At 64.0% G+C, this 19836-nt stretch carries 17 protein-coding genes; 11 read left to right on the forward strand and 6 right to left on the reverse strand.

Annotated features, from left to right (window positions below):
• Positions 1-18: 18 nt before the first annotated feature.
• The 4 genes from B2V21_RS05850 to B2V21_RS05865 form a co-directional block, all read right to left on the reverse strand.
• Positions 19-777: a uroporphyrinogen-III synthase gene (locus tag B2V21_RS05850; RefSeq protein WP_286916302.1), complete on the reverse strand. Its 759-nt coding sequence runs from the start codon at positions 775-777 to the stop codon at positions 19-21.
• Positions 774-1715: a hydroxymethylbilane synthase gene (hemC, locus tag B2V21_RS05855; protein WP_286916303.1), complete on the reverse strand. Its 942-nt coding sequence runs from the start codon at positions 1713-1715 to the stop codon at positions 774-776. Before hemC ends, B2V21_RS05850 begins: the two co-directional genes overlap by 4 nt.
• A 91-nt stretch (positions 1716-1806) precedes the next feature.
• A complete protein-coding gene (locus tag B2V21_RS05860; RefSeq protein ID WP_286916304.1) occupies positions 1807-2553 on the reverse strand; it encodes a LytR/AlgR family response regulator transcription factor in 747 nt (248 codons plus the stop codon).
• Positions 2550-3617: a sensor histidine kinase gene (locus B2V21_RS05865; RefSeq protein ID WP_286916305.1), complete on the reverse strand. Its 1068-nt coding sequence runs from the start codon at positions 3615-3617 to the stop codon at positions 2550-2552. Before B2V21_RS05865 ends, B2V21_RS05860 begins: the two co-directional genes overlap by 4 nt.
• 339 nt (positions 3618-3956) lie before the next feature.
• Here B2V21_RS05865 and B2V21_RS05870 point away from each other — a divergent pair, with 339 nt between their 5' ends.
• From B2V21_RS05870 to B2V21_RS05890, 5 genes are read left to right on the forward strand one after another with little or no spacing between them, the layout of a single operon-like run.
• On the forward strand, positions 3957-5624 hold the full coding sequence (locus tag B2V21_RS05870) for an ABC transporter substrate-binding protein (RefSeq protein WP_286916306.1): 1668 nt from the start codon (positions 3957-3959) through the stop codon (positions 5622-5624).
• Positions 5621-6613, forward strand: coding sequence for an ABC transporter permease (locus B2V21_RS05875; protein ID WP_286916307.1), 993 nt, complete (start codon positions 5621-5623; stop codon positions 6611-6613). The genes B2V21_RS05870 and B2V21_RS05875 overlap by 4 nt, the downstream gene beginning before the upstream one ends.
• Positions 6610-7473: an ABC transporter permease gene (locus tag B2V21_RS05880; protein ID WP_286916308.1), complete on the forward strand. Its 864-nt coding sequence runs from the start codon at positions 6610-6612 to the stop codon at positions 7471-7473. Before B2V21_RS05875 ends, B2V21_RS05880 begins: the two co-directional genes overlap by 4 nt.
• On the forward strand, positions 7470-9182 hold the full coding sequence (locus B2V21_RS05885; RefSeq protein ID WP_286916309.1) for a dipeptide ABC transporter ATP-binding protein: 1713 nt from the start codon (positions 7470-7472) through the stop codon (positions 9180-9182). The genes B2V21_RS05880 and B2V21_RS05885 overlap by 4 nt, the downstream gene beginning before the upstream one ends.
• A gap of 46 nt (positions 9183-9228) precedes the next feature.
• Entirely contained in the window at positions 9229-10449 is a 1221-nt protein-coding gene (locus B2V21_RS05890) for an acyl-CoA dehydrogenase family protein (RefSeq protein WP_286916310.1), read from the forward strand.
• Between the two features lie 159 nt (positions 10450-10608).
• On the opposite strand, the gene B2V21_RS05895 is transcribed toward B2V21_RS05890, so the two are convergent.
• Positions 10609-11709, reverse strand: coding sequence for a sigma-54 interaction domain-containing protein (locus B2V21_RS05895; protein ID WP_043190278.1), 1101 nt, complete (start codon positions 11707-11709; stop codon positions 10609-10611).
• 447 nt (positions 11710-12156) lie between these two features.
• Here B2V21_RS05895 and B2V21_RS05900 point away from each other — a divergent pair, with 447 nt between their 5' ends.
• The 4 genes from B2V21_RS05900 to B2V21_RS05915 all read left to right on the forward strand — a co-directional run bounded on the left by B2V21_RS05900 (position 12157) and on the right by B2V21_RS05915 (position 14910).
• Entirely contained in the window at positions 12157-12969 is an 813-nt protein-coding gene (locus B2V21_RS05900) for an energy transducer TonB (protein ID WP_286916311.1), read from the forward strand.
• Positions 12970-13051: 82 nt separating this feature from the next.
• Entirely contained in the window at positions 13052-13777 is a 726-nt protein-coding gene (locus tag B2V21_RS05905; RefSeq protein WP_049860036.1) for a MotA/TolQ/ExbB proton channel family protein, read from the forward strand.
• A 1-nt stretch (position 13778) separates the two neighbouring features.
• Positions 13779-14180 (forward strand): ExbD/TolR family protein, encoded by a 402-nt coding sequence (locus tag B2V21_RS05910; RefSeq protein WP_049860037.1) that lies wholly within the window; start codon positions 13779-13781, stop codon positions 14178-14180.
• A 271-nt stretch (positions 14181-14451) separates the two neighbouring features.
• Positions 14452-14910 carry a metallophosphoesterase family protein gene (locus B2V21_RS05915; RefSeq protein WP_056842444.1) on the forward strand — a complete coding sequence of 153 codons (459 nt, stop codon included), beginning with the start codon at positions 14452-14454 and terminating at the stop codon, positions 14908-14910.
• 9 nt (positions 14911-14919) lie between these two features.
• Here B2V21_RS05915 and lldD read toward each other — a convergent pair whose 3' ends face one another.
• Complete coding sequence (gene lldD, locus B2V21_RS05920) at positions 14920-16053, reverse strand: FMN-dependent L-lactate dehydrogenase LldD (RefSeq protein WP_090357754.1); 1134 nt, start codon at positions 16051-16053, stop codon at positions 14920-14922.
• Between the two features lie 256 nt (positions 16054-16309).
• Here lldD and uvsE point away from each other — a divergent pair, with 256 nt between their 5' ends.
• Positions 16310-17329 carry a UV DNA damage repair endonuclease UvsE gene (gene uvsE, locus B2V21_RS05925; RefSeq protein WP_049860040.1) on the forward strand — a complete coding sequence of 340 codons (1020 nt, stop codon included), beginning with the start codon at positions 16310-16312 and terminating at the stop codon, positions 17327-17329.
• Positions 17330-17384: 55 nt separating this feature from the next.
• Positions 17385-19835, forward strand: a complete 2451-nt coding sequence (locus tag B2V21_RS05930; protein WP_286916312.1) for a glycoside hydrolase family 65 protein — start codon at positions 17385-17387, stop codon at positions 19833-19835.
• Position 19836 lies beyond the last annotated feature (1 nt).

The raw sequence follows: 19836 nt of genomic DNA on the forward strand, positions 1-19836 counted from the left end.
CAGGCTGGCGGTCGCGCCTTACGATCTGGGTGCGGTCTGCGTGTGCAGCGCCGCCAGCAACGCCGAAGTGCTGGCACCTCGGCAATCCACAACATTCAAAGCGCCAACGTCACGCGCCAGCGCCGCCACCCGCGGGCTGGGCACGAACAGTGGCAGGGCGCGGATCGCCGGCCACTGCTCACCTGCCAACTGGTGCAAGTGTTGAAAACCCTGCCCACTGCTGACCACCACGGCGTTCAAGCGTTCCGATTCGATACGGGTCGCCAGCGTACCCGGCGGGTAGACCGGAATGCTGCGTCGATACAGTTGCAGATACTCCACCGCTGCGCCTTGGTCGCGCAAGTGTTCGGCCAGCGCCTCGCGTCCACCCTCGCCACGAATGATCAGCACACGTGGATGAGGGCTGATCAAGGCGGTGCGCAATTGGGCCAGATTCAGCAGGGCTTCGCTATCGTCTCCTGTTTCAGGATACGTCACGTGCAGCCCGCGCTCTTCGAGAATGGCTGCCGTGCCAGCGCCGACGCTGAACCAGGCAGTCTGGCCAAGGCTGGCAGGTGCTTGCTGCAGTGCCAGGCGCGCGGCGGGTTTGCTGACCACGATCACTGCGTCGTATTGACCAAGGTTGGCCAGCATTTGCCGCTGGCTATCACTCGACGGCAGAGGCTCGATTGCCAGAAGCGGCAAGCTTGCTGCGAACACACCCTCTTCGCGCAGCGCCTGAGTTTGCTGCGCGCACTCGTCGGTGGGCCGTGTCAGCAACACTCGCCAAGGGCTCAAGGATGACCTGCCTCGCCGTACACCGCACGCAGGATGTCGTCGGCGCCCTGCTCCAGCAACGCCTCGGCCACCTGTACGCCCAGCTGTTGCGCATCGGCCAGTGGTGCCCGTGCCTGGGCATGCAGCAAGAGCTGCCCGGCCGGATCACCCACCAGGCCGCGAAGCCAGATCTGTTCGCCTTCGAGCACCGCATAGCAGGCGATGGGCACCTGGCAGCCACCATTGAGGTGCTTGTTCAGGGCACGCTCGGCGCTGACGCGGAATTCGGTATCGCGATGATGCAACGGCCCCAGCAGCGCATGGATCTCGCTGTCGTCCGTCCTGCATTCGATACCGACCGCGCCCTGGCCGCCTGCAGGCAGGCTATCCTCGACGCTGATGCTGGTGGTGATGCGATTTTCGAAGCCTAAGCGGATCAGGCCGGCGGCGGCGAGGATGATCGCATCGTATTCACCGGCATCGAGTTTGGCCAACCGGGTATTGACGTTGCCCCGCAGGAAGCGGATCTGCAAGTCGGGGCGGCGCGCCAGCAGTTGGGTTTGACGACGCAGGCTGGAAGTGCCGACGACACTGCCGGGCGGCAACGCTTCCAGGCTGTCCCAGGCATTGGAAACGAAGGCATCGCGAGGGTCTTCCCGTTCGCAGATGCAGTACAGACCCAGCCCTTTGGGAAAGTCCATCGGCACGTCTTTCATCGAATGCACAGCGATGTCTGCCGTGCCTTCGAGCAAGGCAGTTTCCAGTTCTTTGACGAACAGCCCCTTGCCGCCGATCTTCGACAATGGCGAATCGAGCAGCTTGTCGCCGCGACTGACCATCGGGACCAGACTGACCTGAAGACCGGGATGGGCCTGCTCCAGTCGAGCCTTGACGTACTCGGCCTGCCACAGGGCAAGGGCACTTTTACGGGTGGCGATGCGGATTTCGCGAATGGGCATGAATCGATCCGTATGAAGATTAGCGGACGATGATACCAGCTGTGCGGCAGGCCGCGCCCAGTCAGCCAGACTGGGCGCGGCCACTGGAGCCCTAGAGGTGCTGCATCATCTTGCGCACGCCGGCGACATGGCGTCGGCTGACGATCAGCGCGTCACCGTTGAGGCCTTTCAGGTAGAGCTGAAAGTGGCCCAACGGTGTGCGTTGCAGGCGCTCGATGCGCTCGCGGGCCACCAAAGCATTGCGGTGAATGCGCACGAAACGATCGCCGAACTCGTCTTCCAGTGCCTTGAGCGGCTCGTCGAGCAGCACTTCGCCACCCTCGTGGCGCAGGGTCACGTACTTGTGGTCGGCGATGAAGTAAATCACCTGGTCCAGTGGAATCAGCTCGATGCCTTTACGGGTTCGCGCACTGATGTGGCTGCGCGGACCGGTACCGGCCTCGGCAGCAGGACGAGTCAGTGCAGCCAACTGCACACGGTTGGGCTTTTCAGCCTTTTTCAGTGCTTCGAGCAGGTGTTCGGAGCGCACCGGCTTGACCAGATAACCCACGGCGCTGACCTGGAATGCGTCCAGGGCGAACTCGTCATGGGCGGTGCAGAACACCACCGCTGGAGGCGTGTCGCGCTCGCACAGCTTGGCGGCGACTTGCAGCCCGTCCAGGCCCGGCATGCGAATGTCGAGCAAGACCACATCAGGCTTCTGCGCCTCGATCATGCTCAGGGCTTCTTCACCATTGCTGGCACCGGGTTCGAGCACATTATAGCCCTCGAGCTCGCCAACCAATCGGCTCAGGCGCTCGCGGGCAAGGGGTTCGTCATCAACGATCAGGACATTCATATAGCGCTGGATTCCTGCGTGAGTCTCGCACATGGATAACGTAGACAAGTGAAGTGACGACCGTCACGGCGATTCACGCTAAGACTTGCGCGCGGACCGAAAAGTGCCGCAAGTCGAGCGCCAATGTTCGCCAGTGCCTGCTGGGTTCCGCCCGAGGCGTGCCCCTCGGCGGCTTCTTGGTAGGGATTGCTGATGGTCAATATGAACTCTCCCCCTTTATAGTCGGCCTCCACGCTGACCACCCCACCCGAAATCAAAGGGGCGATGCCATGTACCAGCGCATTTTCCAACAATGGTTGCAAGGTTAGTTGAGGGATCGGCAGATCATCCGGGATTGTTTCGATCCTCCAGTGCAACTGTAGACGCTCGCCGAGACGATATTGCTCAATCGATAAATAACGTTTGGCCAATTCAACTTCGTCCCGCCACATGACCAGGCTGTTGGGCTGGGCGAGACTGGCGCGGAACAGGTCGGACAGGTTGAGCACCGCCTGCTCGGCCTTCACCGGATCGCTAACCACCAGGCTGGCGATGCTGTTCAGGCTGTTGAACAGGAAGTGCGGACGAATGCGCGCCTGCAAGGCCTGGATGCGCGACTGCAGTTCAGCCTGCTGCTGGCGCCGCCACTGGCTCTGCAAGTAGAAGTAACGCAGCAGCAGTGCCGACATGATCAGCCCGATGAGGGCATGACGCAGGTATCGGTTGACCTCCACGGTCGGCGTGTCGAGCCCGCCCAACTGGAAATAGTCGATCACCGCTGTGCCTGTCAGGGTCAGCCCCACCACCAATGCGCAGCACAGGCTACCTGCCATGCCTGGGCGCAGCCGCGCCAGCCAGGGGCGCAGGGTACAGAGCAGGCCCGCCGAGAGCAGGACGATCCACTGCACGAACAGTGACGTCAGCGCCAGGCGCACCCAGTTGAAGCCCGGATTCATGGGCTCGGCCAGCACCAGCACGAACACCAGCAACTGCGCCAGTACGATCAGCATCAGCAAGGCCTGGGGCAGGCAGAGCTCGGGCAGGAAAAAGTCCGGCTCGGGAGGGTTCGACGGCTTGCTGAACATGTACGGTTCCTGGCTGCTGTGGTGTGTTGCGGGCCTCTTCGCGGGCAGAGGGCTCGTCGCCCGCCCTGATCTCACAGGACGAAACTCATCCGCATCACTGTGGGAGCGGGTCTCTGCCCGCGAAGACGGTTTTCGATTCACCGATGAAACCGGATCTGCAACACAGAGACAGCTTCTCCCCGACAACTGTCCGCCAGCCAACACCCCTTCAACAAACTGCCCCGTCAGTCCATCCAGCAAAACCCGCAAAGCCCCGCAACTGCGGGGTGGGGCAGTCGGCATGGCTTGTGCAATCACCCCTTGTGAGCTTCAGCATCGACACAAGGCGCAGCCCGACCCATGCCAGACATTCATCCGCGTTCTTCTGCAACACCCCATGGCGGTATCGCTTGGGCCAGCCTGTTAGCCGTCAGCTTCCTGTTGAGCGGTTGTGACAACCATCCCACCGCTGCGGCACGCACCGATACCCCGGTCAGCGGCGGCACGCTCATCTATGCCACCGACCGCGAACCGACCTGCCTGGACCCGCACGTCGCCGGCGACATGCCGCAAGTGTTTCTCGCCCAGCAAGTCCTCGACTCGCTGGTGTCGATGGACGCCGAGGGGCGTATCGGACCTTGGCTGGCAAACAGCTGGGACATTTCGCCCGATGGCCTGACCTACACCTTCCACCTGCGCGATGACGTGCGCTTCACCGACGGCACGCCGTTCAACGCCGCAGCGGTCAAGGCCAACCTCGACCACATGGCCAACCCCAAGACCCAGTCGAGCACCGCCGGCGGCTACATCCGTCAGTACCAACGCACCGATGTGCTCGACACCTATACCGCTCAGGTGCACCTGGCTACACCCTACGCGGCGTTTCTGGAAGTGCTGGCGCAGGGCTTCCTCGGTATCGAATCGCCCCAGGCCCTGCTGCGTCCGCGCGACGTCAACTGCGAAAGCCCGGTCGGCACCGGCCCGTTCAAGGTGGCGCGCTGGGACCGGCAAAGCCAGGTGGTGCTCGAACGCAACCCGCACTACAACTCGGCGCCGCCCACGGCCCAGCATCAGGGGCCCGCGTACCTGGATCGCATCGTCTGGAAGTTCATCCAGGAGCCTTCCGTACGGTTCGCGTCACTGCAGGCCGGTGAAGTGGACGTGATCGAAGTGCTGCCGCCCGAGTCCCACGAAGCGGCCCGCCGCAACCCGGACCTGCAACTGATCATCGCCCAGCGCCCCGGCAACCCTACCAACGGCACGCTGAATATCCGCCGCGCGCCGTTCAACGATATCAAGGTGCGTGAAGCCTTCGTGCGCAGCGCCGACATCGACGGTGCCTTGAAAAGCGTCTACTTCGGCGAGTTTCCCCGCGCCGGTGGTCCGTTGAGCAAAGCCACCCGCTTCTACAGCCCCGACTTCGAACACGCCCAGGATTACGACCCGGCGCGCGCCGCGCAACTGCTCGACGAGGCCGGCTGGACCGGCCGTGACGAGGAGGGCTATCGCCTCAAGGACGGCAAGCGCCTGCAGGTGACGGTGGTGCTGGGCAATCGCACGCCGCCGTCGGAATTCACCCTGTGGGAGCAGGTGCAGGCCACCACGCGGCAAGCCGGCATCGAGCTGATCATGGAGCAGATGAGCGATGTGCAGGCGACCAAGCGCCAGGCCGATTGGGATTACGACATCCGCGTTGGCTACTGGAACACCAACACCGCCGACGTGCTGCGGATCATCTTCAGCAGCGCGTTCATCCAGCCTGTTGGGGTGGGCGGCTATCACCAGAACACCGCAGGCTTCAGCGATCCGCAGTTCGACGAGCTGGTGCAACAGGCTCTGGCCACCCAAGACCCCAGCCAACGCCAGGCGTTGTACCACCAGGCGCAGGCCGTCGCCTCCAGCCAGTACCTGCAACTGACCACCTACCCACAAAGCACCCGGCTGGGCATCTACAAGACGACCCAGGGGGTTCGTCTGGAAACCTCGCTGGCGGTGACCTACCTCTATGACGCCTGGGTGAACAAATGACCACGACAGCTTTAACCGTTTCGTCCCTGGACCCCCGCCGCCAGCGCTTGATTCGTCTGGGCCGCCGCGCCGCCGTGCGCCTGGGCAGTGGGCTGCTGGTGTTGTGGGCCGTCGCCACGCTGACCTTCTTCGCCCTGCGCCTGATGCCGGGCGATCCGGTACAGGCCATCCTGGGTGGACCCAGCGGCAACCCGACCCCGGAGACCGTCGCCGAGGTCACCCGCGAGTACGGCCTGGATCGGCCCCTGGCGGTCCAGTACGGGCTGTATCTGGTGCGCCTGGTGCAGGGCGACCTGGGGGTTTCCTATTCCCAGCACATGCCGGTTACGCGGGTACTGGCCGAGCAGGCCGGGCCGACCCTGCAGCTGACCTTGAGCGCACTGGTGCTGGCCTGGCTGCTGGTGCTGGCCCTGACCGTGTTCACCGCCGGCCGCCGCAGCTGGGTCGGGCGCCTGGCGTCCCTGGCTGAAACCCTGTGCGCGGCCCTTCCGCATTTCTGGCTGGGCATCGTGCTGCTGGCGGTGTTCGCCTTCGGCTTGCGCCTGTTCCCACCGGCGGGCAGCGACGGCTGGCGGACCCTGGTGCTGCCGACGATCGCGCTGGCGGTGCCGCTGGCCGGTTTCATTGGCCAGGTGACCCGCGAATCCCTGGAACTGACCCTGGATCAGCCCTTCGTGCTGACCGCGCGCACCCGTGGCCTGAGCGACGCGGCGGTACGCTTCAAGCACGCGCTGCGGCATGCCGTGCTGCCCGGCGTGTCGTTGTCCGGATGGGCGATCGGCGCGCTGATCAGCGGCGCCGTGGTGATCGAAGTGATCTTTTCCCGCAGGGGGCTGGGCCGTCAGTTGTATCAAGCGGTGCAGTTGCAGGACTTGCCATTGACCATCGGCATCAGCCTGGTGGTCGCGGCCGGTTATGTGCTGGCCAACATTCTGGTCGACCTGGTGTACCAGTGGATCGACCCACGGCAGAAGGAAACCCTGGCATGAGCGATCTGATTCTGGAAAGCCCGGCGCTGCCGCTGCGCACTCAACGTCGACCCCGTCGGATCCGTCTGGGTGCGAGCCTGGCCATCGGTTTCCTGGCGGTGGTGATCGTGGCCGCGCTGGCACCGCAGCTGTTCGCGCACGGCGACCCGCTGGCCATCGTTCCGCGCGACGCCTTTCATCCGCCCGGTTGGGCACACTGGTTCGGCACTGACCAGTCCGGTCGCGACATCTACTCACGGGTGATCCACGGCGCGCGCCTGTCGCTGTTCGTCGGTTTGGCGGCGACGGCGCTGGCGATGAGTATCGCCATTGTTCTCGGCCTGCTCGGCGGCCTGGGCGGGCTGCGCACCGACCGCGGTGTGGGCTGGTTGCTGGAAGTCCTGTTCGCCTTTCCCAGCCTGGTGCTGGCGTTGCTGTTCGTGGCCATCTTCGGCAGCGGCATCGGCCCGCTGATCATCGCCACCGGCCTGGGCGCCGCGCCGGGGTATGCGCGGATGGTCCGTGGGCAGGTGCTGGCGGTGCGCAACGCCGGTTACATCGAAGCGGCACGCGCCCTGGGCCACCCGACTCGACGCATCATCTGGCGGCAGCTGCTGCCCAACGCCATGCGCCCGCTGATCGTCACCCTGACCATGGGTGTGGGGCAGGCCATCGTCTGGGCCTCGGCGCTGAGCTTCCTCGGCCTGGGCGCGCGGCCGCCCACGCCGGAGTGGGGCACCATGCTGTCCATGGGCCGCGACTTCATTGCTAACGCCTGGTGGCTGACGTTTTTCCCTGGACTGTTCATCGTACTCACCACCTTGTCGACCACGGTTGCCGGTCGCTATCTGCAACAACGCCTGGAGGGCCGCCTGACATGAGCCACAAGACGCTGATCGTCGAAGGCCTGAGCGTGGACTTCGCCGGGCAAAACGTGGTGCGCAACCTGTCGTTCACCCTGGAACCAGGTAAGACCCTGGCCCTGGTCGGGGAATCCGGCTCGGGAAAGAGCGTTACCGCGCGCAGCCTGATCGGCCTGGCCGGAGAGGGCGCACAGGTGCGGGCGCGGCGCCTGCAATACGGTGATCTCGATTTGCTGGCCTTGAGCGACCGCCAGTGGCGTCGAGTGCGCGGCAAGGACATTGGTTTCGTGTTGCAGGATGCTCTGGTTTCGCTCGACCCGCTGCGGCCGGTCGGCAAGGAAATTCTCGAAGTGCTGCAGACCCATGGTTGTGGCGATCGTGCTTCCCGTGCCACGCGGGTGCTGCAACTGCTGGAACGGGTCGGGGTACCAGAACCGGCCCTGCGCGCCAGACAGCGCTCGGGAGAATTGTCCGGCGGACTGCGTCAGCGTGCGTTGATCGCCAGCGCCCTGGCGCTCGATCCGGGCCTGGTGATCGCTGACGAGCCGACCACCGCATTGGACGCCACCGTACAGGCGCAGATTCTCGGTGTACTGCAGGCGATCAAGGCCCAGGGCAGTTCGTTGTTGATCATCAGTCACGATCTGGCGGTGGTCGCGCAACTGGCCGACGAGGTGCTGGTGTTGCAGCACGGTGAAGTGGTGGAGCAGGGCAGCATGCACCAGGTGCTGACCGCGCCGCGCCATCCCTACACCCGCAGCCTGCTCGATGCGGTTCCGGCGGAGCATGAACGCGGTACCCGCCTCAGCCCTGGTCAACCTGCCGCCAAGCTTGCCCGCGCGCCACGGCTCGATCAGCCCGTGCTGTTGCACGCCCGTGGCCTGGGCAAGCGCTATGTCGGGCCTGACCAGCAGGTGCGCCAGGTGGTCGACGGCGTTGATTTCAATCTGCGCGCCGGCCAGACCCTGGGCATCGTCGGTGAATCCGGTTCGGGCAAGACCACCGTGGCGCGCATGGCCTTGGGACTGCTCGAAACGGACGACGGCCAGGTGCGCTTCCTCGATCAACCCTGGAACGGCAGCGCCGATGCACGCGTCGCCGAGAGCCAGCGCCGGGCGCTGCGACGTGACATCAGCGTGATCTATCAGGACCCGCTCAGTTCGTTCGACCCGCGCTGGAGCGTCGGGCAGATTCTCGCCGATGCGTTGGACGTGGCCGGCGTCGCAGCGCCTGACCAGGCACCTCGTATTCGTCACTTGCTGCAGCAGGTGCGCTTGCCTGCCGAGCTGGCAACGCGACGGCCCCTGCAACTCTCCGGTGGCCAGCGCCAGCGGGTGGCGATTGCCCGAGCCATTGCCAGCAACCCCAAGGTGATTGTCTGCGACGAGCCGGTATCGGCGCTGGACGTCTCGGTCCAGGCCCAGGTGCTGGACCTGCTCGCCGACCTGCAAGCCGAACTGGGCCTGGCCTACCTGTTCATTTCCCATGACCTGGGCGTCATCCGTCATGTCAGCGACGAGGTGCTGGTGATGCGTCATGGTCAGGTGGTCGAGCACGCGCCGGTCGAGCAGTTGTTCGAGTCGCCGCAGCACCCGTACACCCAACGCCTGCTCGGCGCCGTGCCACGCCTGCCCAGCGCTGGCGTGGCGCTGCAGGTCCCGCCACTGGAGCCGGAAAACGCCGTGCTGCTGTTCGATGAATCCCGCTTGTGGAAGATCGCCATTTGAAGGCGTCGCGCTGCTCCTTCCATCCATTTCCAGACAGGAACCCTTCATGACTCACGCTGCCAACGTCACGCCTTCCCCTTCACCCGTAGCGCCACTGAGCGTGGCGCAATTGCTGGCACGTGCCGAGCAGTTGCTGCCGGCCATCGCTGCCGGCGCCGCTGCGCGCGAGCGTGACCGGCAACTGCCCTACGAGGCCGTCGCACAGATCGCCCAAGCGTTGCTCTATACCCTGCGCATTCCCACCCGCTATGGCGGCCCCGGCGGCTCGGTGAAGGACGTCATCGGCCTGCTGGTGCGGATCGCTGCGGTGGATTCCAATGTCGCCCAAGCCTTGCGTCCCGGCTTCGCGTTCATCGAAGGGCTGCTGGTGTCTCGGGCCGAAGGCGCCGAGCAGGAGCGTCAGCTCTGGTTCGCCCGTTACCTGCAAGGCGCGGTGCTGGGCAACGCCGGTTGGGAAGTCGGCGGCGCCAACGGTGCTATCAGCGCCCGCATCGTGCGTGAAGGCGATCACTACCGGGCCAACGGCAGCAAGTTCTACAGCACCGGCTCGCTGTACGCCGACTGGATCAGCGCGGTGGCGCTGGACGAGCACGACCAGCCGCTGTCGTTCATCCTGCCCCGCGACCGCGAAGGGCTGGTGCTGCTGGACGATTTCGACGCCATGGGCCAGCGCCTGACCGCCAGTGGCACGACGCGGCTGGACAACGTGCAGGTCTATGCCCACGAGGTGCGCACGCGCACGGTGGAGGAGGGCAAGCGTACCCTGGTGACGCCATTCCTGCAGTTGTTCCTGGCGTCGGTGCAGGCCGGAATCGCCCGCAATGCGTTGAACGATGCAGTGGCGTTCGCACGCCATCATGCGCGTCCGATCAAGCACAGCAGCGCCGAGCAGTCGGTGGATGATCCTTATGTGGCGCTGAGCGTGGGCGAGATTTCGGCGCGTGCCTACACCGCGGAGGCGGTGGTGCTCAAGGCTGCCGAAGCGATCGATCGCGCCTGGGCGGCGGGGCTCGATCCGGCGGCGGTGGACGAGGCCGCGATCGAAGTGGCGCAGGCGCAATACATCGCCGCCGAATGCGCGCTCAAGGCGGCGGAACGGGTGTTCGATGTGGGCGGCGCCTCCACGACCGGGCGCGGCCATAACCTGGACCGGCACTGGCGCAACGCCCGCACCGTAGCCAATCACAACCCCCGCGACTGGAAAGCCGCAGCAGTCGGCACCTGGCAGCTCAAAGGCACACCGCCCCCGACCTCCGGGCTTTTTTGAGCGCCTTCACAACCCCCCTGTGGGAGCGGGTCTCTGCCTGCGAAGAATCCACCGCGGTGTTCCTGAACCACCGCAGCGATTTCTTCGCGGGCAGAGACCCGCTCCCACAAGTTCGCGTCTGCCCAGTCATCCACTTATCACACGGTCCCTACAAAACCCTCAGATCGACAACCGGAGAGCCCGCACCTCTGGTTGATCCGCCACCGAGCGCCTTTTGTTCACCGCCAGCTCGCCCATCTTGATCAGCCGCGTGCGGGTGACGTTGCGGCTCAGGCCGAGCAGGTTGGCGGTGTGCACCTGGTTGCAATGGCTGAACCGATAGGCCGAACGCAGCAGGGCATCCTCGACCTTCTCGTGCAGATCGCCCACCTGCTCGTCGAACAGCCGCTGGAATAGCCGATCCAGTGACGCCTCCACCGAATCGTCCACCGCCGGACTGTCATCGGCGCGCTCGATGCGCATGTTCGACAGGCGCAGGTCATCGCGCTCGATCACGCCGTTGCGGCAGATCAGCAAGGTGTGATGAATGACGTTTTCCAGTTCGCGAATGTTGCCCGGCCAGCTGTAGTGGCGCAGCTTGTGCTCGGCGTCGGCCGACAATGTGGCGCGTTCGTAACCCAGGCGTTTGCAATACACCTCGAGGAAATGCCGGGTCAGCGGAATGATATCGCCAGGCCGTTCGCGCAGCGGCACCAGTTCCAGACTGACCACATCCAGGCGGTAATAGAGGTCTTCGCGGAAGTGGCCGGCATTGATCGCCTTCTCCAGCAAGACATTGGTTGCCGCCAGTACCCGCACATTGATCGGAATGCTCTTGCGCGAACCCAGGCGTACCACTTCACGCTCCTGCAGCACGCGAAGCAGCTTCACCTGAATGGGCATCGGCAGGTCGCCGATCTCATCGAGAAACAAGGTCCCGCCGTTGGCCTCCTCGAACCATCCGGCCTTGGCCGCCAGGGCACCGGTAAATGCGCCTTTTTCGTGGCCGAACAGTTCGGCTTCCACTAGCGACTCGGAGAACGCGCCGCAGTTGACGGCCACGAACGGCTTGTTGCGTCTTGCGCTGAGGTTGTGGATATGGCGCGCGACCAACTCCTTGCCAGTACCGGTTTCGCCGATGATCAACACACTGGCTTCGCTGGGCGCGACCTGTTCGAGATGGGCCAGCAACGCCTTGGATTTCGGGTCTTCGAACACCTGGGCAGTGGCACGGATGGAGGTGGCGAGGGCGGGCGATGGGGGAAGTGTCAAAAGCTGCATGGCGGCGCCTTCAAGGTGCGGATAAAAAGAAAGGGATCGAGCGGTAAAACACGGAATGAAGGCGATACTAATGGATATAAAAAACGATCGTTAAATACCTTATGAGCATTAGCTTATGTCGTGTCGCGCAATGAGCATGCGCTGCGCATCGCCATTGATCCACCGTCCGCTGCATGATGTGAAAACTGCAACCCGATCATTTGATTGAAGAAAATCGCGATGCTTAGGCCCGTTCAGTGTTGCCTGAGCAACAGTCAAGTTGGCCAAGTGTTCATAGGCCAACAGCAATTACAAACCAGCCGATCCGTCAGTGTGCCTTATGCCGGATTGAAAGCTTGGAATAACAAACAATTACTTTTCGAACTAGCGGAGTTTGAACATCATTCGCCCGCCGAAGAGGCCGATTGGACTCGCTTCTTCACGATCACCCGTCAACAGGAGCAACTGATGAACAACCTCAAGGCCGCCCTGGAGGTGCGGTGGCATCCGGTACCCGGCGAATTGCTCGACCTGGGCCGGGTGTTCCGGGAACCCTTGGGCGAGCTGCGCCTGCAACGTGCGCCCAAGCGCATCCTCGGCCGCCGCGAGGCGCCATTGCTGGGCGTGTTCGCGCTGGTACTGCATGGTGCGGTGATCTACTGGATCAGTCAGACGCCAACACCGGTACTGCCCACAGTGCCGCCAGAAATTCCACCCATGACGATCGAATTTTCCCAGCCTGCGCCACCGCCGGTGGTAGAGACGCCACCGCCGCCGCCCGAGCCGGTCGCGCCGGTTGTCGAACCGCCACCGCCTGTCGAGGATGAACTGGCGGCCAAGCCAGCACCACCACCACCGCCCAAGCCAAAGCCTCAGCCCGTGGTCAAGAAGCCGGTACCCAAGCCGGTGGCCAAACCGGTTGTGCAACCGCCTGCACCGCAGCAACCCGTGGCCGCACCGACGCCGCCTGCACCTGCGGCACCACCTGCGCCGCAACCGCTGACACCGGCTTCGGCCAATGCCGGCTACCTGCACAATCCGGCGCCCGAATATCCCGCCCTGGCCATGCGTCGCAACTGGGAAGGGACCGTGCTGTTGCGGGTTCACGTGCTGGCCAGCGGCAAGCCCAGCGAAATCCAGGTGCAGACCAGCAGCGGTCGCAGTCAGCTCGATGACGCGGCACTGGCAGCGGTGAAGCGCTGGAGCTTCGTTCCGGCCAAACGGGGTGCCGACCCGGTCGATGGCTGGGTCAGCGTACCGATCGATTTCAAATTGCGCTGATCGACTTTTTTGCTGCATGAAGCGGGCTACCTGACAAAAGGCGCATCGCACCACCCAACGCCTTGCTACAGAGAGCCTCACCATGAATCTTCTGACAGAATCTCCCTTCACCTCCGTCGAGCACTCGGTCATCTGGCTGCTCATCCTGTTTTCCGTCGCCACCTGGGGGCTGGCATTGCTCAAGAGCCTGCAGTTCGCTCGGCTCAAGGGCCAGGATCGCAAGTTTCACAAGCAGTTCTGGGCGGCATCGAGCCTGGATTCGGCGGCCCATCTGGCTCAGGAACAACCCGGTGCAGCGGCTCGGGTCGCGCAGTCGGGCTACGCGGCCATCCAGGTCAACGAGCAGGCGCAAACCGACCTGAGCCAGTCGATCAATCATCAGGATCGCCTCGAGCGCGCCCTGCGCCAGCAGATCGTACGTGAGCGGCGCTCGTTGGAAACGGGCCTGGCGGTGCTGGCCAGTATCGGCAGTACCTCGCCGTTCATCGGCCTGTTCGGGACGGTCTGGGGGATCATGTCGGCGCTCAAGGGCATCAGCGCGGCCGGCTCGGCGAGCCTGGAGACAGTGGCGGGCCCCATAGGCGCGGCGCTGGTGGCCACTGGCGTGGGGATCGCCGTCGCGGTGCCAGCGGTGCTGGTCTACAACTATTTCCTGCGTCGCCTGAAACTGACCGCCGCCGACCTCGACGATTTCGCCCATGACTTCTACAGCCTGGCGCAGAAGCATTCCTTCCGCGTGCTGCAACATCCGGCCCTGACTCGCAGCGGTGCTGCGGCTTCGGGCCACAAAGTGAAGGAGGCGTCCTGACATGGCCTTTTCCACTCAAGACACGGACGAGGTGCTCAGCGAGATCAACGTGACGCCTTTGGTAGACGTCATGCTGGTGCTGTTGGTGGTGTTCATCGTCACCGCGCCGTTGCTGACCAATTCGATCCCGATCAACCTGCCCAAGACCGAAGCGGTGGCGCCTGCCGAACAGAAGGACCCGCTGGTGGTGAGCATCGACGGGCAGGGCAAACTGTTCATCAACAAGGACGAAATCCAGCCGGACCTGCTCCAGACCAACCTGCAGACCGCCAGGCAGAAAGACCCCGATGTGCGCGTACAACTGCAGGCCGACGACGGCGTCAACTATGGCGAAGTGGCCAGGGCCATGGCCTCCATCGAAAAGGCAGGCATCACCAAACTGGCGGTGATCACCGCCAAGTAGCAGCCGATTTGATGTGGGAGCAGGCTCTGCCCGCGAAGGCAGCGATGCGGAGTCATTTCGCGGGCAGAGACCCGCTCCCACAAGTTCACTCCCACACTGTGGGAGCGGGCTCTGCCCGCGAATGCTTCACCGCACACTACCTGAAACACTGCGGCGCTCTTCTCGCGAGTAGCCCGCAGCCAAACCTGGAAGCCAATCCAATGTGGCAGCATGGAACCCACCGCTGTGCGAGGCAGTCCAGATCTGCACCACGCACACAGGGAACCACGCCGTGAAAGTAGGCATCATTTCCGACACCCATGGCCTGCTGCGGCCCGAGGCCGTGGCAGCGCTGCAGGGTTGTGAACGGATCATTCATGCTGGCGACATCGGCAAGGGTGATATCGTCCAGCACCTGGCTGCCATCGCTCCGGTGCAGGTCGTTTCGGGCAACAACGATGTCGGCATGCCATGGGCCGATTCGGTGGCGGATGTGCTGCATTTCGACCTCGAGGGCTGGCCCACCTTGCTTATTCACGACATGGCCGACGTACCCGCCGCATTGCGCAGCGACACCCGCCTGGTCATTACTGGCCATTCGCACAAGCCGCTGATCCAGTGGCGCGGCGAGTGCCTGTACATCAACCCCGGCAGCGCCGGCCGCCGCCGCTTCAAGCTGCCGGTCACCCTGGTCGTGCTCGACGTGCAACCCCACGCCCTGCAACCGCAGCTGATCGACCTGCTGCCTTGAACCGAACGCTCAACGCACCAGCGAATCCGAGCCGATCTCGGCAATGGATTTGGCCCCGGTCAACACCATGGCCACGCGCATTTCCTTTTCGATCAGATTCAGCAGATTGCTCACGCCCGCACCGCCAGCCACCGCCAGGGCATAGATGAAGGCGCGGCCCAGCAAAACCGTATCGGCGCCCAGCGCAATCATGCGCACCACATCCAGCCCGCTGCGGATACCCGAGTCGGCCAGTATCGCCAGATCGCCCTTCACCGCATCGGCGATTGCAGGCAGGGCTCGGGCGCTGGACAGCACGCCGTCGAGCTGGCGTCCGCCGTGGTTGGAGACGACGATGCCATCGGCACCGAAACTCACGGCATCGCGGGCGTCCTCGGGGTCGAGAATGCCCTTGATGATCATCGGTCCATCCCAGAATTCGCGGATCCACTCAAGGTCCTTCCAGGAAATCGACGGATCGAAATTGCTGCCCAGCCAGCCGATGTAGTCGGCAAGCCCGGTAGGGTTGCCACGGTAGGTGGAGATATTGCCCAGGTCGTGCGGCCGGCCGTGCAGGCCCACATCCCAGGCCCAGGCCGGGTGCGTCACCGCTTGCCACATGCGCCGCATCGGCCCGTTGGCGCCGCTCATGCCCGAATGCGCGTCCCGGTAGCGTGCCCCGGGCACCGGCATGTCGACGGTGAAGACCAGCGTCTTGACCCCGGCGGCGCGAGCGCGCTCCAGGGCGTTCTTCATGAAACCGCGATCCTTGAGCACGTACAGCTGAAACCACATCGGCCGGGAAATGGCTGGCGCGACTTCCTCGATCGGGCAGACCGACACCGTCGACAGCGTGAACGGAATGCCCTTGGCATCCGCCGCCTTGGCCGCCTGCACTTCGCCACGACGGGCAAACATGCCACACAGACCGATCGGCGCGAGCGCCACCGGCATGGCTAGGGTTTCACCGAACAACTGCGTTTCCAGACTCAACTCGGACATGTTGCGCAGCACCCGCTGGCGCAGGGCGATATCGGCCAAGTCGCTGACGTTGCGCCTGAGCGTGTGCTCGGCGTAAGCGCCGCCGTCGATGTAGTGGAACAGAAAGGGCGGCAGGCGACGTTGCGCGGCGGCGCGGTAGTCGGTGGAAGCGGAAATGATCATGGGCGCGTCATCCCCCGCACAAGGAGGGCAGGCTGGGCCACAGGTGTCATTGGCATGGTTCGGGTTCCCCGATTGTTGTTGCAGGTCTGCCAGCAGTGATTCTGAATTGGTATGACCAATTTACAATCCGTTGGCTACAGATTAAGAGCGGCGCAGGGCGTCTGTCAATTTGCCCGCCTGCGGGGATGTTCGGCGAGAGGAATACACGCCACGGTGGTCTATCGGCTACCTACCTGAACACCAGGCCTTCACACCCATGAACACCCCTCGCATCGGCTTCGCCTGCCAATACCGACATTCGATTCGCGCCCTGACCCTGGCCGAATTGAAGCTCATCGAAGGCGCCTACAACCCGCGAACCACCACCCTGCGCTGGATGAACAGCGTCGCCACCCAGGTGGCCCACGAGAAACTTCAGGAAGTGATCACCCACAACCTGCAAGCACAGCTGCAATTGCTCGATTACGTGGCGCAGCTGCCCGAAGCCCTGCGCATGCTGCGCCTGAGCAGCGACCTGCTGCCGTTCTACAGCCATCCGCAGGTGGCAGCGTTCTACCAGCAGCCCGAACGTCAGGCCTGGCTGGCCGAGCGTTTCGCGCAGATGGGCGATCGCGCGCGCAGTGCCGGTATTCGCCTGTCTTTCCACCCCGGTCAGTTCTGCGTGCTGGGCTCGGACAAACCCCCGGTGGTGGAAAACAGCCTGGCGGAATTCGAGTACCACGCCGACATGATCCGCATGATGGGCTACGGCGTGCAGTTCCAGGATTTCAAGTGCAACGTGCACATCGCCGGTCGCCTCGGTGCAGAAGGCATCCGCGCCATCTGGCCGCGTTTGTCGGAGGTGGCGCGCCGCTGCATCACCTTCGAGAACGAAGAGAAAACCTACGGCGTCGACGACTGCCTGCAACTGGCCGACCTGGCACCGGTGGTGCTGGATATCCACCACTGCTGGATCAACGAGAACGACTACATCGCCGTGGACGATCCCCGCGTGGATCGCATCATTGACAGTTGGCGGGGCGTGCGGCCGGTCATGCATTACTCGCAGCCTCAGGAGCGCCTTCAGGAACTGGGCTTCACCGCCGAGCAGAAGCTGGAGATGGAGACGTTGCTGCAGGTCGTCTCCAAGCGTGACCTCTATGGCCACAGCGAACTGATGTGGAACCACTGGACCAACCGCTACGCCCTGCAGTTTCTCGAGCGCTTCGACATCATGTTCGAAGCCAAGCACAAGAATCAGGCGACCCTGGCGTTCTACCAGAGTTACATGCTGTAACCACTGCGCCCCCCCCAGGAGGCCGAACCCAGAGCGGTGGCATGGGTCTGCATTGATGACTATCGACGCCTGCACACTCGAGGAATCCTTGCATGACGCCCACGCCGGTTACCGCTGTTTCCCTGCTGCACACCCGTGGACCACGCCGATGACGGATCAAGCGACCCACTCACTGGCCTTCGACCATTTCGAACTCGACGACGAGCAACGCCGCGAAGCGCTGTTCACCTTGGCCAACGGAGTGATCTCGTGGCGCGCATGTTCGCCCGAAGCCTGCGCCGTGCCGCGTCCAGAGGGGCATTACCCCGGCCTCTACCGTGCAGGCTGGTACGACGATGCCGCGCGCCAGGTCAACGGCACCACGACCCATATTGCGGCCTTGGTCAATCTGCCCGACCCCTTTGGCCTGACCTTTTCGCTGAACGAGCAGCCATGGTTCGAGCTTGCCGAAGACACCCTGCGCAGCTATCACCAGCACGTCGACATGCAGCGCGGTGTACTGACCCGTCGGTTGTCGTTGCTGCTGGGCGGGACACCGGTCGAGCTGGTAGAGACCCGCTTCGTCAGCCTGGCCAATGCGCAACTGGCGGTGCTGCGCTGGGAGCTGCACGCGCAGACACCGCTGACTGGCCTTCGCGTGCGTGCGACGCTGGACAACAGCCGCGGCAACTACCTGATCGAGCGCGACCGCGACTACGAAGGCCGACGCCTGCGCAGCCATCGCTGGGAGCACCTGCCCGACGGCCGGGCAGGGGTGGTGGCGACCCTGGAGGACCCATCGCGCAAGGTGGCGGTGGCGGTGCAGACCGTAGCGCCGTGCCAGTGGCAGGGTCAGGTGGTGGACGATCGCCTGGTGCAGGAGGGTACGGTGGAGTGGCCCGAGCAAGGCCCGCTGGTACTGGAAAAGCGCGTGATCGTGCAGGTCGATGACGAATTCCATGGCCTGTCCAGCAGCATGGCGGCACTGCCCGACGCCCCCTATGCAGCGTTACTGACCGCCCACCAACAGGCATGGCAGGACACTTGGGAATACGGACGTATCCGCGTGGCCGATCCGGCAGTGGATCATCCACTGCAGTTCGCCGGATGGCATATCCAGCAAACGGTTTCGCCGTTGAGCATCGGCCGTGACCTGGGCTTTCCGGCGCGCGGCTGGCAGGAAGGCTATTTCGGCCAAGTGTTCTGGGACGAATTGTTCGCCTTTCCACTGTTCGCCACCCACCGTCCGGAACTGGCCAGTTCACTGCTCGACTACCGCCACGCACGCCTGCCGGCCGCGCGGCGTCGGGCGGCCCGATTGGGCTACGGCGGTGCCATGTTTCCCTGGCGCAGCGCCCACGACGGCGAAGAGCAGACCCAGCCGTTCCAGTACTACCCGCTTTCCGGCCACTGGGTGCCCGACCCCACGCACTTGCAGCGCCACATCGGCTCGGCCGTGGCCTACGACGCCTGGACGCTCTACCTGGCGACCGGCGACGAGCAGCAACTGGCCGGCAAGATCGGTGATCTGATCATCGAAGTCGCGCGTTACTGGGCCAGCGTGGCCCGCTATGACGAGTCTCGGCAACGCTATGTCATCGAAGGTGTGATCGGCCCTGACGAGTACCACAACGCTTACCCCCATGCCGAGCAACCGGGCCTGGACAACAACGCCTACACCAACCTGATGGCCGTCTGGACCCTGTGCCGCGCGCTGGACGTGCTACAGCGATTGCCCACCGTCCTGCGCGAGGACCTCGTCGAGCGCCTGGCACTGCGCCCCGACGAGGCATCGCACTGGGAGCATGTCAGCCGCAACATGTTCCTGCCGTTCACCGCCGATGGCGTACTCGACCAGTTCGAGGGCTTCGACAGGCTGCAGCCCGCGCCGGACGAGTGGAAGCGCGAAGACAATCCGCGCCTGGACTGGATGCTCGAAGCCCAGGGCGATCACTGCGACCATTATCAGGTGAGCAAACAGGCCGACACCCTGATGCTGTTCTACTTGCTGTCACAGGATCAGTTGCAGGCGCTGTTCGACCGCTTGCGCTACCCATTCGACAGCGATATCGCGCAGCGGACCATGGACTATCACCTGGGCCACGTCTTCCACGAATCCAGCCTGTCGAAAACCGTCTGCGCCGGTGCGCTGGCCCACACCGACAGCGACGCTTCGTGGACGTACTACCAGCATTGCCTGCGCACGGATCTGGACGCCAAGTCCGACAGCGGAGTCCGCGAGGGCGTGCACCTGGCGGCGATGTCCGGCGCGCTGGACGTCATGCAGCGGCATTATCTGGGCGTGTGTCCGGCGGTGGAAGGGTTGCGGGTGTTCCCGACGCCACCGCACGGCCTGGGCGACGTCAGCCTCGCCGTGCAGTTTCATGGACAATGGGTGGACGTGACGCGGGTCGATGAAGTGATCACCGTGCACCTGCGGGCGCTGTCGACCCAGGCGATTACCTTGATTCACGCGCTGGGCACGGAACAGCTCGAACCCGGTTCGTCGGTCAACCTTATCGGCTGAG

It is taken from the genome of Pseudomonas sp. UBA6276 (assembly GCF_002438365.1).
GTDB lineage: Bacteria > Pseudomonadota > Gammaproteobacteria > Pseudomonadales > Pseudomonadaceae > Aquipseudomonas > Aquipseudomonas coleopterorum.